The organism is Paenibacillus sp. FSL K6-1096 (assembly GCF_037977055.1).
Classification (GTDB): domain Bacteria; phylum Bacillota; class Bacilli; order Paenibacillales; family Paenibacillaceae; genus Paenibacillus_AQ.
The window spans coordinates 6,791,426-6,807,751 of sequence record NZ_CP150274.1 but is presented as its reverse complement, the minus strand read 5'-3'; the positions used below and the strand labels follow the sequence as shown (position 1 = coordinate 6,807,751).

Below are 16,326 nucleotides of genomic sequence, written 5' to 3'. Positions count from 1 at the left end.
GAATGGTTGGGGGGACTCGCTCCCTCTCTATGCGGCCCCCCCATCGCTCTTCAGCCGTCTGCTTTCTGGCGGCGTGTTCAGTTTTCCGCACACATCCAGCCTGTGGACCCTTACGCGGGCCGGATGTGTGCGGTTTTTCGATTACTTTCCGTTCACACACCCCACGCTGGCCCAATGTGATCGGTTTTTCGACTATATTCGCCCTGCGCGCCACGCCTGGTCCAATTGTGATCGGTTTTTCGATTAAATTGGGCCCACGCGCCGCTCCCCGTCCAATTGTGATCGGTTTTTCGATTACATCTGCTCCACACGCCGCTCCCCGTGCAATTGTGATCGGTTTTTCGATTACACCTTAGTCTCCGTATTCCTAAGCACCCGCATCTGCCGGAAGTCCGCACTGCGGGTGCTTGTTGGTTATACCTGCGGCCGCAATCTGCCCATCACAACGGTATTATAGAATTGCCCGTCCGCCAGCCGTTTGTCTCTGCGCAGGACGCCTTCGACCTCAAAGCCGAGGCTGTGATACAGCCGGATCGCCTTATCGTTCGTCTCCAGCACCTGCAGACTCAGCTTCTCTAAGCCTTCGTTGTCCGCCCACCGGATTACTTCCTGGAGCAGGCTTCTGCCGATGCCGTAGCCCCAGAACTCCCGGAGCACTCCCACTCCGAATTCGGCCCGGTGCGCCAGCCGCTGCCACTCGCTGCCTTCACATCGGGCGAAGCCGGCCAGCCTGCCCTGAACGTCAGCGACCAGACACAGATTCCTGCGATGCTCCGTATCCGCTGCGATCAGAGATGCCCATGCCTCCGGGTCCATGAATCCCTCGCCCGGCACCCGGTCCAGATACTCCGTCTCCCCGTCCACCTGCAGTCTCAGAGCGGACAAGGCTCCGGCATCCTCCGCCACAGCAGGTCTTACCGTATAACGCAAGCCCTTATGCTCAATAGCCAGAGTCTCAATTCTCATTGCATCCTCTCTCCTTCCAGGCGTATAATGCCCATGACACTTGAAGCAATAAATGTCTTACTATTCCAATGTTAGCTGGTGATGAATGAATGTCTAGCGGTAACAGGCCCATGTCCGGCCGGGGGCCGGGTCACGGCCCTCTGAAATTCGACGATACTGACGTCAAGCTGAGCCTGTCCAAAGCGCTGCTGCTCCGCATCGTCAGGTATTTCCTGCCCTATTGGGGGCAGACCCTGCTGGTGATGCTTGTGCTGGTGGTATCGGCAGTGCTGGGGCTGCTTCCCCCGATCCTGATTCAGCAGATTATTGACAAGGCGCTACCCGGCAAAGACCTCCACCTGCTAGTTCTGCTCATAGCCGCTTCGTTAGTTACAACAGTTGTATCTGGCCTGCTCGGCGTGCTGCAGAATTACTTGAACTCTTTTATCTCCCAGAATATTGTCCATGACATGAAGAATCAGATGTACCGCCACCTGCAGGGCATGCCGCTTCAGTTCTTCGCAAGTGTCCGGCAAGGGGAGATTATCACCCGGATGACCAGCGATATTGCCGGAATTCAGGGTGTGTTCAGCAGCACCGTGGTCAATTTTGCCAGCAACCTGTTCATACTGGTGTCTACAGCGGTCACCCTGTTCCTGATGAACTGGAAGCTGGCGCTGCTCGGCGTGCTCATTGTTCCCCTGTTCATCGTACCTACCCGCAAGATGGGGAATGTGCGCTGGAAGATCGCCAAGGAGACGCAGGAGAAGCTCTCCGAACAGAACCGGATCATCGAGGAGACTCTTAGCCTTAGCGGCTATATCCTCATGAAGCTGTTCACACGGGAACCCCGCGAGCTGGAAAGCTTCCAGGCGGTGAATGCCCAGACCACACGGCTGCAAATCCGCGAATCCATGGCCGGCCGCTGGTTCATGATGGTCCTCACCACCTTTACCAGTATCGGGCCGTTGCTGATCTATCTCTACGGAGGGTATTTGTATATTCAGGGCGAACTGACGATCGGCGCCATTATTACCTTTGTAGCCCTGCTGGGCCGGCTCTATAGTCCGGTTTTGCAGATGACCAACCTGTATGTGGAGGTGAAGCGTTCAGCGGCGCTGTTTGAGCGGATCTTTGAATATTTCGATATGGAGCCGCTTATTGTGGATTCACCGCTCGCGCTGCCCGGGCATGCGGCCGGGGAAGATATCCGCTTCGAGCAGGTGAGCTTCGCCTATCAGCCGGACAAGCCGGCACTTAAGGGCATCTCCTTCACCGCCGCTGCCGGATCTCTGACCGCGCTGGTCGGGCCAAGCGGATCTGGCAAAACAACCATAACCAATCTCATCCTAAGGCTATATGAACCGGATGCAGGGGTCATCCGTATCGGCGGCAGGGATATCCGTGAGTTCACTCTTCATTCCCTCCGCTCGCAGATTGGCCTGGTTACCCAGGATACATACCTGTTCAACGGAACGATCCGCGAGAATCTGCTCTATGCCCAAGCCGAGGCCACCGAGGCCAAGATGATCGCCGCATGTGAGGCCGCCTACATTCATGAGTTCATCATGCAGCTGCCTGAAGGCTACAGCACGGTGGTCGGCAACCGGGGCATCAAGCTGTCCGGCGGCGAGAAGCAGCGCCTCTCGATAGCCCGCGTCCTGCTCAAGAACCCGCCGGTAATCATTATGGACGAGGCTACCTCTTCCCTGGACACGGTATCTGAGTATTATATCCAGCAAGCCATGCAGCAGCTGATGCACGGGAAGACCAGTATTGTAATCGCCCACCGCCTCTCCACCATCATGGCCGCCGATCTGATCCTGGTCGTGCAGGACGGCACAATCGCAGAGTCAGGCCGTCATGATACACTGCTGGCTGCGGGCGGAGTGTACAGCGATCTGTATAACAAGCAGTTTCGGACAAAAGAGTAGGCAGGTTGCTTATATGTAAGTGTAACAGCTTGGCCGGCCCTTCAATGACGGAAACAAGGGATTCCCGGGAGTTGAACCTCAACCTCCGGGAATCCCTTATTTTTGCTGGCAAGCCTGCCTATTTCGCAGTCCGCAGCGGCTTCAGCTTGTCCATCCAGCCATTAAGCTGCCCGGCAGTCTCTGTCTCCCGCAGCAGCCGGGCATATTCATCCACGAATCCGCCATCTCCGGCCATCTGCCCCGCCCATTCATAGAACTCCTCAAACCGGGTCAGTGCCTCCGAACGTTTCCCAAGAATCAGATAGGCGTTCAGCAGCTGCTCCAGGGTCTGCTCTGACGGGTTGTTTTTGTACTCCTGCTCGCTGGACAGCAGCTGACTGTCAGCATACTGTCTGGTAAGCGCCTTGTCCGGCACATACTCCAGTCCGTTCAGCTGATAGACTCCTGTGAGCGCAGGCCCCAGCGGGGACTGGGCTGCGAACGGAATCGCCAGCAGATCCTCGCTGCCGTCCTGGTCCACATCCTCATAGCTGACGCTGACCTGGTCGTTGACGGTAACCTGCATGGCATCGTCAATCTCCTCTACGATAATGGATGCGTACTCCGGCCGGTTGTCCATCAGGCTGAACAGGAAGGTATTCCGGTTGTTCTGCACCACCGCTTCCGCCCACATCTCCTCAGCCTCATTCCAGATGCTCCCGCCTTCGAGAACCAGTCCGGCTTTCTTGCTGTCGAAGACCATCTTACCCTCTTTGACTATGGCAAACTGCGTATATGCGAAATCTCCCTTGTTCCAGTAGTACACCTGAAAGACCTGCCCGTTCAGTTGTACCGCATCCATATGTACGAAGCCAGGGTACTCATCGGCAATTTCTGATGAAGCTTCGGCAAGCGCTGCCGCCGCTTCATCCTCCACCAGCGTATCCTGTGTTGCCGCTTGTGAATCTGCTGAAGGGGAAGCTGCCGGCACCGCTGACGGACTGGACGCCTTGCCGCCGCCACCTGTCCCGCTGCACCCCGCTATCAGCGCTAATGCTATCAATAAGCTAATAATCCGCATGTCATCCTCCTAAAAGTTGTGATCGCAGGTTATCCCTCCAGTCTGGTATGGAGCTCGGCCAATTCCTCCAGGGTTAGCATTCTCCATTCTCCCCGGGAAAGGCCACTAAGTGTAAGATGCATAATCCGGATACGCTCCAGGCGCAGCACCCGGTAGCCCAGCGCTTTGCACATCCGGCGGATCTGCAGATTCAACCCCTGGGTCAGCACGATGGAGAATTCCTTCTCCGCGAGCTGCCGGGTGAGACAAGGCCGGGTCCGGGTTCCCAGAATCTCTACACCGTCTGCCATCTCCTGCAAAAAATCCGCTGTGACCGGCTTGTCCACCGTAACGGTGTACTCCTTCTCATGATGATGCTCCGCGCGCATCATCCGGTTCACAATCGAGCCGTCGTTGGTCATGAGAATCAGCCCTTCCGACTGCTTGTCGAGCCGCCCGACTGCAAAGATCCGCGAGGGATAGCCGACATAATCCACGATATTCCCTTCCACCTGCCGGTCAGCTGTACAGGTAATCCCGGCTGGCTTGTTTAGGGCCAAATAGACGCGTTCCCCCCGGTCCGGGGTAACCGTCACGCCGTCAACGGCTACTATATCACCCGGCTCCACGATAGCCCCCGCTGCACAGCCAGTTCCGTTAATCGTGATCCGCCCGGCGGCAATCAGGCGGGCTGTCTCCCGCCGCGGGTACAGGCCCGTCACGCTGATATACTTGTCAATTCTCATGATTGTCCCTGCTTCCGCACCATAATCACCATAGTATATAAGGAACACCTGATACGCTTCCAAATCAAATCTTACCATGATTAAGGAGGCTCTGTCAGGCGAAACTGCAAACAGCCTGCGCGGAGAAGCTCCGGCAGGCTGCATCAAGCGTAATCATCAAGGGCTTAGAATGGCTTACTTGGGCTGAATATATCCCTCAGCCTTAAGCAGCTCAGCGATCAGCACCGCACCGCCGGCAGCCCCTCTAACCGTGTTGTGGGACAGGCTGACGAATTTGTAATCGTACAGCGAATCCTCACGCAGACGTCCTGCAGAGATGCCCATGCCGTGTTCAATATCACGGTCCAGCCGGGTCTGCGGACGGTTCTCTTCCTCGAAGTAAGTGATGAACTGCTTAGGCGCGCTCGGCAGACCAAGCTGCTGCGGACGGCCCTGGAAGCTGCTCCAGCGTTCGAGAATCTCTTCCTTGGAGGGCTTCTGCTCAAAGGAGGCGAAGACTGCCGCCATATGGCCGTCGGCTACAGGCACACGGATACACTGTGTAGTAATAACCGGCTGCTCGCTTGGAACAATGCCCTCTCCAGTAACCTGGCCCCAGATCCGCAGCGGCTCCTGCTCGCTCTTCTCTTCTTCTCCGCCGATAAACGGAATGACGTTATCCACCATATCCGGCCAGTCGGTGAAGGTCTTGCCTGCGCCCGAAATCGCCTGGTATGTCGTAACGACTACCTTGGACGGCTTGAACTCATGGAGCGCATGAAGGGTAGGCATGTAGCTCTGGATGGAACAGTTCGGCTTCACAGCGATGAATCCGGTCTCTGTACCCAGGCGTTTACGCTGCTGGGCAATAACCTCAAGATGCTCCGGGTTGATCTCAGGGATCACCATCGGAACATCCGGCGTCCAGCGGTGCGCCGAGTTGTTGGAGATTACCGGAGTTCCGGTACGCGCATAAGCTTCTTCCAGCGCCTTGATCTCTTCCTTCTTCATATCGACAGCACAGAAGATCAGGTCTACATCCGCAGCCACCTCTTCTACCTTGGAGGCGTCCTGAACCAGGATGCCTTTGACCGCCTCAGGCATAGGCGTGGACAGCTTCCATCTGCCCTGGACGGACTCCTCATAGGACTTGCCGGCCGAATTGGCGCTGGCCGCGATAGCCGTTACCTGAAACCATGGATGATTCTCAAGAAGTGCAATGAAACGCTGGCCGACCATTCCGGTACCGCCAACAATACCCGCTCTCAACTTCCTTGACATAAGACATTCAGTTCCTTTCAAGCAGCGCCTAGGTAAAGGTGCTTTTTAATAACCGATTATAAATGATAGCGGCATGTTACACAATATGTGATTGTAAAGTAACTGTTTCCTGTCCGCTGATCAGAAATTACCGGCCGAGTCCCAGACGCTTCGCCAGCTCGCCCAGATCCTGGCCCTTCAGCGCCCCTTCGACCAGAACCGGCAGCTTCGCCGGCGTACAGGCGAAGCAAGGGGTGCCGTCACGGCTAAGCTGGGCGGCCAGCCGCTCATCGTAATAAGGCTTGCCTTCATCAGACAAGGCCAGCAGCGTCATGGTCCGCACACCCGATTCGCGCAGCTCGCGCATCCGGCGGACCAGTCCGGCCTGATTGCCGTTCTCGTACAGGTCCGAGATGATGATGAACAGCGTCTTCTTCGGCTCTTCAATGAACTGCTCGCAGTACTTCACAGACTTGTTAATATCTGTGCCGCCGCCGAGCTGAATGCCGAAGAGCATATCAACCGGATCATTCGCGCACTGCTCGGTCAGATCCACCACCTCGGTGTCAAAGGCCACGACCCGGGTGCTGAGCGCCGGGATGCTGGCGAAGATCGAACCGATCACGGAAGCCCAGATCACGGAGCTGGCCATCGAGCCGCTCTGGTCAATGTCCACGATCACTGTCCATTCCTTGCTGCGGCGGGCGCGGTCGAAATAGAAGAAGCGCTCAGGGATAATGATCTGCCGCTCGGCGTCGTAATGCTTCAGGTTGCGCTCAATCGTCCGCTTCCAGTCCAGCCCGCTGAGGGAAGGGAGCGGTGAATGCTGCCGCTTGTTGAGCGCTCCGGTGACCGCGCGGCGGATGTCGGTCTCCAGCAGCTTGACCAGCTCATCCACCAGCGCCTGGACAAGCATTCTTGCCGTTTCTTTGGTTTTCTCGGGAATCTTGCCCTTTAGTGCAAGCAGCGTGCCGACAAGCTGGATGTCAGGCTTCACGGCAGCCAGCAGCTCCGGCTCGAAGAGCAGCTGCTTCCAGCCTTTGCGCTCCATCGCATCGTTCTGTATCACCGAGACCACATCCTCCGGGAAGAGACTGCGCACATCACCGAGCCACTTGGACAGATTGATCGCGGAACGGCCGGAGCCGGCGCCCCGGCGATTTGTGCCCATGCCTGCGTTGCCGTCTGCCCCGCTTGCACCCGTCTCATTATATATGGCTTCCAGGGCGGCATCCATAATCATCTCTTCTTCGCTAAGCAGCTGCCCGCCGCCTGCGGAGCAGGCGGACAGGGAGGCTTCCGCCTCCTGGCCCAGAATCAGACGCCAGCGTGAAATGACGCTGTCCAGCCCGGTATCCTTCAATTCCCCGCCTGCCATCTATAGATCATCGAAGTCAAAATCGTTCAGATCATCCAGCATTTTGGCTTCCTCCTCCTTCAGTTCACCTGTCAGAATCTCAGCGGCCTGCTCGCTGTTCACGCCCCACAGCTCGCCCAGCAGCTCGGAGATCATCGTCTTCTCCCGCGGAGAGAAGGTGCTGAACGCCCGGCGCAGGAAGACCAGGGCGCGCTTGAACTCCTCATCCTCCAGCGCATTGATATAATCATTCAGCTGCTCCCACAGGCTCATCCTGGACAGCAGGCCGTAGCGGTTGCGCATGGACAGGCCCTCGAACCAGCCCGCCCCCAGATCTGCCGGAATGCCCGGCGACAGGCGGCGCGATACCTCCGCCGCCACCTCTGCGGCAGAGATCGCCGCACGCTCCATCAGGATCGCGCAGGCGAAGCCGGACAGGCGCGGGTTGCGGTCATCCCGCTGGGCCAGCTGCAGCAGCTCCTGCAGCCACAGAGCGGTATCAGCAATCTCATCATGCTCCTGCGAGATGAGATTAAGATCATTCATCGCCGTAATCATCAGCGAAGCCGCCTCGTCATTGCAGCCGCTGGCATCCAGCAGGAACAGGCAGCCCCGGCGGAACAGCTCCTCCAGCAGCGGTACGAACGGAGCGGTATCCACCTTACGGATATCGCCATAGCCGATAATCTTGGACAGCTCCCGGGCAGCAGCCGCAATCGATACCACTTCGCGGCTGTCCACCGCAAGGCTCTGCAGCACCCGGCTGCTCTCCTCCATCTGCGAGGTCATGGCGCATTCGCAGGCCGTCACGATCAGGGCTGACGCCTCGCTGATCGAGCGGCATTCCCGCAGCTTCTCCCGCAGTACATAGGCTGCGGCCACTTCAATCGTCTCGCCGAGCAGGGTGGACTCCACGACCTCAATCTCCACCTCCGGCGCCCATTGAAGAACCCAGTGCTCCGCCCAGGTCGCTCCGGTCTGGCCGGTCGGCACATTGCGTGCAAAGTGGATGCCCAGCAGCTCCAGCCGGTGGAACAGCACGGAGCGGTGCAGATCAAGATAAGCCGCTTCCTCACTCGACACGCGGCGGTTCTCACGCAAGTCCAGCGCCAGATCGGCCGCTACAGTCGATTTGTACTTCTCCAGCTTGTAGCGCTTCAGCAGCCGGTTCAGGTCATCCTGGATCGGCGTCTGGCTGACGCCGTCCGCCAGGCTGCCGATGCTCGTTCCGACATCGACCCGGGCCAGTGCATCGGCCACGGCGGCCAGATCGCCGTGGCCGAGCAGCGTCTGCGCGGCATCGCGCAGATCGCGCAGCACCGGCGCGCTGCCGCCGTGGAGCGCCGCGAGCGACTCGGCCAGCCTAACGGCCTCGATCACTTCGGCTGTAGAGCGGTGCGTCCCGGAGCGGCGCACCAGCCGGGCCACAGAGGACAGGTAGCGGTGGGGCAGCTCCTCCGGCCGGCCGGAGGCCATCAGCTCCCACATCAGCTGGAAGTAATGGGGAGCTGCGTTGCCCGCACCATACCCCGACATGCTGGAGAGCTTATAATACGAATAAGGCATCAGCGTCAGCTTGGTGGCGGGGGAAGGCAGTGCCGCAAGCTCCTCATCGCTCATGGCATCGCTGAGATCGGTTAACGCAGCCGCATGATAAGCGCCGCAGATCACCACAATCTTCTCCGGCCGGTGGCCCTCGCTGATCTTCTGCAGAATCCGCCGCCGCATATATGACTCCCGCAGGGCATTATAGGCGTATTCGCGCGGCTGCTCCGCGCGTTCAGCAGACTCCGACAGCCCGCGCATCTCAGCCGAGAACGCCAGGATCGCTGCGCGGTATGCTCCGCTGCTCATGTTGTGCTCGTAATTGCGCTCCCAGTACATATCATAGTCATGTTCACCGGCAAGCCGGGCAATCCGGCTATAGACCGACTCCGGCTCCCGGAGTTCGTCCTCCGCCGGCTCGCCCTCTTCATGCGCAGCCGGCTTAAGCTCCGGACGCTGCGGATGCTGCGGGACACCCTTACGCAGCCCCTCCTGGAGGCCCAGCGTCACGGAGGAGGGAAGATCGATGAATTCGGCCTCCGCCCCATTCGCCTGCGCCCACTTCATCCCCTGATATTCAGGGGAATACACCGCGAACGGCCATAGCACGGTCCGCACCGGAACCTCTTCCGTGAAGGCCAGAATCGCTATCGGCGGCTTCGTCTGCGCATGGGTCAGATGGCGGATCTCTGCGCTGGCATCACCGGGGCCTTCAATCAGCACAGCGGTCGGCTGCAGCTCGTTCAGGTAGTCCAGCACATGGCTGGCCCCGCCCGGAGAGAGATGCCGCACCCCAAAGACATGGACGCCGGCAACCGCTGCCCTGCTCACTCGTTCATCTCCCTGCAGGCTTGATAGAGTCCGCGCCAGTCCGCTCCTTTTTTCTTCATGACGTTGTCCAGATATTCCTTCCAGACCAGCTTATCCTTATCATCATCCTTCACAATCGCTCCTTGAAGCCCGGCCGCCAGATCTTCATCCGTCAGCTCACCGCTGCCGAAGCTGGCCGCCAGTGCCATACTGTTTGTCAGCAGTGAGATTGCTTCAGCCGTAGAGATGACGCCAGCCGGAGTCTTGACCTTCTCCTTCTTATCAAGGGTCATGCCGCTGCGCAGCTCGCGGAAGATTGTTACGACCTTCAGCAGCGCCTCGTCAGCCGGAACCGCCGCCTGAAGCTCATAGGAGGAGGCAATCTCCCCCACCCGCTTCTTCACGATGGACAGCTCCGTCTCCAGGTCGGACGGCGCTGGCAGCACAATGATATTGAAGCGCCGCTTCAGAGCCGCAGACATCTCGTTGACGCCGCGGTCGCGCGTATTGGCGGTGGCGATAATGGAGAAGCCCTTGCGGGCACTGGTCTCCTTGCCCAGCTCCGGTACAGAGATCGTCTTCTCCGAGAGGATGGAGATCAGCGCATCCTGAACCTCAGACGCGCAGCGGGAGATCTCTTCAAACCGCGCAATCCCGCCGTCCTCCATCGCCCGCATAATCGGGCTCTTGACCAGCGCCTCCGGCGTTGGACCGTTGGCCAGCAGCATGGCGTAGTTCCAGGAATAACGGACCTGCTCCTCGCTGGTTCCGGCGGTTCCCTGAACAACCATGCCGGAGTTGCCGTAGATCGCTGCCGCCAGATTCTCGGACAACCAGGACTTCGCCGTGCCCGGCTCCCCGATCAGGAGCAGGGCCCGGTCGGTAACGAGTGTGGCTACCGCCATCTCGATCAGCCGCGTATTGCCGATATACTTGGGGGTAATCACGGTCTTGCCCGCCTTGCCGCCAGCGATGAATGTAAGGACGGAACGCGGGGACATCTGCCATCCGGCAGGAATACGCCCGGAATCCTCCTTGCGCAGCGCCTCCAGCTCTTCGCGGTACAGGATTTCAGCCGGCAGACGCATGTAATCCTGAAGCTGACCTTGTTCTGTTGACATATATACACCTCTCCTTTATCGATCCCCGTCCAGCCGGGTCAACTTCTTTTTAATATAGAATGCACTTGTATTTTTCTGTTATGGGATAGCCGTGACTCCAGAGAATGTTTGGACTTTCGGCCGCTGTTGTGTTTAAATTTCCTGAATCAAACCGCATGCCGCGGTAGAAATTCAAACACAAAGGCGGACGCTATCGCTCCTACAGTTCCAAAATTCCCCTCCGTCACTTTTCCTTTTACGTATACTTTTACGTATATTTAACAAGATCATTCTCTACAGTCCTATGACTCTAAGTAATGCAGCCCTTACAGCTTACTCACCAGCTGATCGTATATATATTCCAGCTGCCGCTTGCATTCATATTTGAACCGGGGCAGAATCTCCTTCAGCCGGTCTGCATAGCGGGCCGGGAAACGTTCCATCATCCCGAACAGGTAATGGTCAAAGGTATACAGATTGCGGACATTGTTCTCTTCAAGCGCGGACATCAATAGCTCCAGCCGCTCCGGCTCAGGGAGGTCTGCCCGCTCCAGTCCTTTGAAAATATTGGCGAGACGGTCATAGGTGTACCGCTTGAACGGCCCTACCAGCTTGCCCTTCAGGTAATCCTGCACTCCCTGATGTCCGGGCCGGGCAAAGACGCAGGCCAGATTCAGGGCATCCTGCTTAATGGACCAGTCCAGCCACCGGGGGTCCCATTCTGCCGCAACCTCCTCAGCCGACAGCATCTTCTTGTTATACTGCCTGACACCCGAGGCATCCCATCGGACCTCATAGTCCCAATAAAGGTCTACAGCTTGCTCCTCAATCGTATGGACCAGCAATTGCGAGCGCTGGGCCGCCTGCTTGGCGGCCTGGCCGATCAGCTTAGTGTCGGTGAGCGTTCCTCCGAACCGATCGAACACCTCCTGAGGGCTGACCGTCCGCTTAGCGGCATGGAAGTAATTCGGCAGATGCCGCACGCTGCGCTGCGCCAGCTCCGCGAGCTCTTCGAGCGCGGCGCTATCCGCTGATTCCTGCTTGTATCGGGCCGCATGGTCAAACAGAGGAACCCAACCCAGTGATATATAACGATTATACTCCTTAAGGACATAACTAAAGATTGCATCCAGTTCAGGAGTTTTTACGTGGTAAAGCGTAATCAGGAAGGGAGTCAGCTCCTCCCAGGCCTTCTCGGTAACCTTCTTGCCGGCCGTATTCTCTGGTGCGGCCTGCAGCTCCTCCATGAACAATGCTGTCACCCTGGCATACACCTCAGCAGGAGCACCGTCTGCCAACACGCCGGCTAACATCTCGCGGTCCTTCTTCTGAATGAACGCCTCAATGAGCCGCTCTGCCCCTCGTGCCGATCCGCCTGCCGCCAGCGCTGTGTACGCAGCTTCACGGATGACCTTCTTCTTGTCGGCTGACCATTCCAGCAGCGCGTCTGTATATTCCTCATAGCCGCCAAGACACTTGATGGCAGCCGCCCGGATCTCATCGCTGCCGTTCTCGGCGGCATGAACAATGACATCCAGATGGCTGGAAGCGCCCGCAGCCGCTATCGCCTCCAGCTTGCGCACCTCGCTCCGTCCCCCTGCGGGATTGAAGCTCTCCAGCAGATAGCTGCTAATTTCCGGACCATAGGAAGGAAGAATCTTGTTCTTGGCATATTCAGCCAGCTCCGAATACGGGTCATTGAGCGCAGATACGGCCACTGGCAGCAGGCGCAGATCCTGAAACACGCCTTCCTTGAAGGCATCCACAACGACCTCATACCGGCCGCTCCCCGTCGTGCTGAGCGCCTCAAGCACAGGTGCCAGCTTCCGGTAAGGCTGCTTCGTCTGCAGCGTGAAGCTTCGCACAGGGATAGGGCCGGGAGTGCCCTCGGCCTGAACCGTTCCCTGCGTATACAGCACGGACTCCAGCAGCAGTGTAACCTCTAATAATGCGGCGCCCGGGGCAGCCCCTTCAGCACCTCCAGGCTCCAGCAGCGTCTCCACTCCCTCTCCAAGCTTCTTGAAGACCGGGGAACGCTCTCCCAGCTGCTGAAGCTGCGGAAGCAGACGCTTCAAGCGGAAATCTCCGGCGGCCAGCTCGCTTCCGGCTATATATAATCTTCTGAATTCCTGATGAAGCTCCTGTAATAAAGCTGTACTCATGGACGGTCCTCCCTAGTGATTATGATTAGTTGATGGTGCTGAGCAGATGCTCCAGCTGCCGTTTGGCTACGAACGGGTATCTCGGAGCGACAGCCTCCAGCCGGGAACGGTAGCCGGACGGGAACCGCTCCATCAGCCGGGTCAGCGGTGGGCTGAACTGGTTCGTATGCTCGAAGCTGCCGTTCTCCAGGGCCGCCATCAGCAGCTCAAGGCGTTCCGGTTCGGGAACTCCTGCACGTTCAAGTCCTGTAAAAATGTTAGAAAGAACCTCGTCATCATTGGGCTGCGGGGGTGTCTTCAGCTTCTTCAGCAGATAATCCCTCACGCCCTGATGTCCCGGCCGGGCGAAGCTGCACACCGGATTCAGCGCGTCCCGCTGAATGAACCAGTCCAGCCAGCGCGGGTCCCAGGAAGCTTCTATCTCCTCGGGGGTCATCCTCTGATAGGTATCCACTGTCCTGTAGTTGTATGGTGCCCGGGGATTAATAATCACCCGGTCCAGAATGTCAATCAGTGCCTGTTCCCGCTGTGCAGCTTCCTTCTTCACGAAGGAGAGCAGCCTGGCTTTAAAGCCTCCGGCAAACTGGTTATATATCTCACGCGGATTCATCATCCTGCGGGCCGCCCGGAAATAATACAGCAGATAGTTATAGTCACGCTCTGCCAGTTCCTGCAGCTCCCTCAGGCTGGCCTCTGTCGCTGATGATTGCTTGTATCTGGCTGCCAGAGTAATTAGCAGCCTCCAGCCCAGCGCCAGGAAGCGGTCATACCCGCTGATCACATAGCTGTAGATTTCATCGAGCTTGCGGCTGCGGGCCATCAGCAGCGCTCTCGTGAGATGCTGTATCTCTGTCCAGGCCGCCTCTGTCTGCTGCGGATCTCCGTTATCCTGCGGCGCCTGGCGGAGCTTCTCCATGAACAAGTCTGCCAGCTTCTCCACGGCCAGGGCAGCGGGCCGGTTAGCGAGTACCTCGGCAACCATCTCACGGTCCTTCCCGTCACAGAAAGCCTCGTAGAGCCGCTCGGCCCCCTGCTCGCTCCCGCCTGCTGCCAGTCCCTTATAAGCCGCTTCGCGAATCGCCTTCTTCTTGTCTGCGGCCCACTCCAGCAGGACGGGCGTATATTTCTCATCCCCTGCCAGGCAGGGGATAGCGGCCACTCTGACCTCATCGCTGCCGCTCTCCGCAGCATGATAAACCGTCTCCAGATGCCCGGCGGCACCTGTGTTAGCGATGACCTCCAGCTTGCGTGCCTCGCTCCGTCCCCCGGCCGGATTGAAGCTCTCCAGCAGGTAAACGCCAATCCCCGGACCATAGGAAGGAAGAATATGCTCCTTCACATAGTCCGCCAGCTCCGAATACGGGTCATTCAGTGCAGAGACAGCTAGCGGCAGGAGGCGCAGATCCTGGAAGACGCCTTGCTGGAAGGCATCCTCGACAATCTCATATCTGCCGCTCCCTGTCGTGCTGAGCGCCTCCAGCACGGGTGCAAGCTTCCGGTAGGGCTGCTTCGTCTCAAGACGGAAGCTCTGCACAGGCAGGGGGCCGGGAGTGCCCTCCACGTTCATGCTCCCCTGGGTATACAGCACAGACTCCAGCAGCAGCGTATGCTCCAGCAATGCAGCACCTAGGGCAGCTTCGTCTGCGTCCGCAGGCTCCAGCAGCGCAGCTGCTCCCTCGCCAAGCTTCTTAAAGACCGGCGACCGTTCCCCAAGCTGCTGAAGCTGCGGGAGCAGCCGCTTCAGGCGGAAATCTCCGGCCGCCAATCCGCTTCCGGCGATATACAGTCTTCTGAATTCCTGATGCAGCTCCTGTAATAACGCTGTGCTCATGGACGTCCCTCCTGTCAATACAATAGACGGATGATCTCTTCGCCCTTAATGACCGTAAGCGGCTGAACACGCAGGCGTCCCTGATCCAGATCATGCTCGAACATGACCAGCACCGTGCAGTCCTGGCGGGCTTCCTCCGGCAGCAGCGGCAGCAGAGCAGTGCTGCCCTGCGGCATGGACGGAAGATCCTCCAGGAGCAGACGGGTCCCCTCGCTGTCAGTCATAACATATTGGCCGTTCTCAGTTATTCCCAGTGACGCGGCGTGAAGCAGCAGCACCGGCTGCTTGTCGCTCAGCGGATTCTTGATCTGATTCTTCACCTTCTTGACCGCCTCCGCATAGGAGCGGTGAGCCTGGGAGGCTACGCGCGCAAGATCAGCACTCTGCACCGCTCTTGTGGTCATCGCCTCGTAACGAATCCGTGCATTCATCCCGCCGGGATAGGTATAGAGCTGGGGAACGACAGCGATCTCGAAGAAGCTGTCCTCCTCGCGCATCAGCTTGGCCGCCTTGTAAGGACGGTAATTGAAGGTCCGGTGGATCTGGCCTCCATCCGCCGTAAGGTCGAGCCAGTACCCGAGATCCACGAATTCCTGGCGGGCGGCATCATTGTAGCTGTAGAAGGATAACTGCAGCAGCTCCGCGCCCTCCTTCACCATCCCGTATTCCTTCAGCTCACTCAGCTGCCAGGCATGGCCCAGCCATTCATCGATGGTGGATTCATGATCCAGCGCCAGCTCAGGGTCCCCGCTCCGGGCCTGCAGATAGGCGCGCCCTTTCTTGATGAATGCGTGAAGCCGGGTCAGCTGCTCCATCGCATATGTATAGTTCTGTTCCTGATCCTTCCCGGAGAACATCAGGTTCGCGAAGCGGCGCAGCTCAATCTGCGCACCGGACAGATAATAGTTGCCAAGCTGCTTCACATGCCCCTGGATCGTCTTGGCCGCAGACTTGTCGATTGTGGACAGGCCGCTGCGGACGAAGGAGAGCACCAGCTTTTCCAGCAGATCGAGCCCTTCCAGCTGTGCGTTTATTTTCTTCTTCAGGGCAGATTTATTGACCTTCTTCGGCTTGGGCTCTGCGCCTTCGGCCGCCTGCTTCGCCTTGTTCTCCTCCCGCTTCTCCGCCTTCTCACGTTTCCCGGCAATATCCTCGGGTACCGGAGCTGGGGTGAAGGTCAGACCGTCCGTGTACGCATACAGCAGACCTAACGCATGCTTGCAGGGGAACTGGCGGCTGGGACAGCTGCAGCGGAAAACCGGGCTGTCGGGGACGACGAAATCAACGGAGCATTCATAAGGCGTCTTGCCGCTCCCGGCGCATGTGCCGAACAGCAGGTCTCCATTCTCGGATTGGTGGAGCTCTATGAAGCTCTTTTTGCGGACCAGCCCCTGACCGTTCTTGATGGCGGCGGCATTAGGCGCAAGTGAATCGACGTACGTTGCAGTAAGCTCTGGCAAATCTGATCCCTCCCGGCAAAATTAAGATACAGGCAGTATGAGTAAGCCTGCATGAAGCTCATCTATTCATTACCCAACTTGACATGAAAAGATCACAAATAGGATCACATGTTTGCATTTATATTAGCAAATCTGTCCAGCTGTTCCAATTATGCAAG

General features: G+C 58.1%; 11 protein-coding genes. 1 reads left to right on the top strand and 10 read right to left on the bottom strand.

The window, feature by feature from the left end; all coding sequences use genetic code 11:
- Nucleotides 1–414: 414 nt before the first annotated feature.
- Complete coding sequence (locus MHI24_RS29835) at nt 415–966, bottom strand: GNAT family N-acetyltransferase (RefSeq protein ID WP_340023173.1); 552 nt, start codon at nt 964–966, stop codon at nt 415–417.
- Nucleotides 967–1,055: 89 nt separating this feature from the next.
- Between MHI24_RS29835 and MHI24_RS29830 the strand changes: the two genes are divergently transcribed.
- Nucleotides 1,056–2,879 (top strand): ABC transporter ATP-binding protein, encoded by a 1,824-nt coding sequence (locus tag MHI24_RS29830; RefSeq protein ID WP_340023172.1) that lies wholly within the window; start codon nt 1,056–1,058, stop codon nt 2,877–2,879.
- A gap of 118 nt (nt 2,880–2,997) precedes the next feature.
- On the opposite strand, the gene MHI24_RS29825 is transcribed toward MHI24_RS29830, so the two are convergent.
- The 9 genes from MHI24_RS29825 to MHI24_RS29785 form a co-directional block, all read right to left on the bottom strand.
- Nucleotides 2,998–3,939: a hypothetical protein gene (locus MHI24_RS29825; RefSeq protein WP_340023171.1), complete on the bottom strand. Its 942-nt coding sequence runs from the start codon at nt 3,937–3,939 to the stop codon at nt 2,998–3,000.
- 29 nt (nt 3,940–3,968) lie between these two features.
- Nucleotides 3,969–4,664, bottom strand: a complete 696-nt coding sequence (locus MHI24_RS29820; RefSeq protein WP_340023170.1) for a pseudouridine synthase — start codon at nt 4,662–4,664, stop codon at nt 3,969–3,971.
- A 174-nt stretch (nt 4,665–4,838) separates the two neighbouring features.
- The gene (gene asd / locus MHI24_RS29815; protein ID WP_340023168.1) at nt 4,839–5,924 is read right to left on the bottom strand and encodes an aspartate-semialdehyde dehydrogenase; all 1,086 of its coding nucleotides are present in this window, start codon (nt 5,922–5,924) and stop codon (nt 4,839–4,841) included.
- Between the two features lie 127 nt (nt 5,925–6,051).
- Nucleotides 6,052–7,281: a VWA domain-containing protein gene (locus MHI24_RS29810; protein WP_340023167.1), complete on the bottom strand. Its 1,230-nt coding sequence runs from the start codon at nt 7,279–7,281 to the stop codon at nt 6,052–6,054.
- Nucleotides 7,282–9,636 carry a DUF5682 family protein gene (locus MHI24_RS29805; protein ID WP_340023166.1) on the bottom strand — a complete coding sequence of 785 codons (2,355 nt, stop codon included), beginning with the start codon at nt 9,634–9,636 and terminating at the stop codon, nt 7,282–7,284.
- The gene (locus MHI24_RS29800) at nt 9,633–10,736 is read right to left on the bottom strand and encodes an AAA family ATPase (protein ID WP_340023165.1); all 1,104 of its coding nucleotides are present in this window, start codon (nt 10,734–10,736) and stop codon (nt 9,633–9,635) included. The genes MHI24_RS29805 and MHI24_RS29800 overlap by 4 nt, the downstream gene beginning before the upstream one ends.
- A 305-nt stretch (nt 10,737–11,041) precedes the next feature.
- Nucleotides 11,042–12,877 carry a HEAT repeat domain-containing protein gene (locus tag MHI24_RS29795; RefSeq protein ID WP_340023164.1) on the bottom strand — a complete coding sequence of 612 codons (1,836 nt, stop codon included), beginning with the start codon at nt 12,875–12,877 and terminating at the stop codon, nt 11,042–11,044.
- Nucleotides 12,878–12,902: 25 nt separating this feature from the next.
- Nucleotides 12,903–14,708 carry a HEAT repeat domain-containing protein gene (locus MHI24_RS29790; RefSeq protein ID WP_340023163.1) on the bottom strand — a complete coding sequence of 602 codons (1,806 nt, stop codon included), beginning with the start codon at nt 14,706–14,708 and terminating at the stop codon, nt 12,903–12,905.
- A gap of 14 nt (nt 14,709–14,722) precedes the next feature.
- Entirely contained in the window at nt 14,723–16,168 is a 1,446-nt protein-coding gene (locus tag MHI24_RS29785; RefSeq protein WP_340023162.1) for an SWIM zinc finger family protein, read from the bottom strand.
- Nucleotides 16,169–16,326 lie beyond the last annotated feature (158 nt).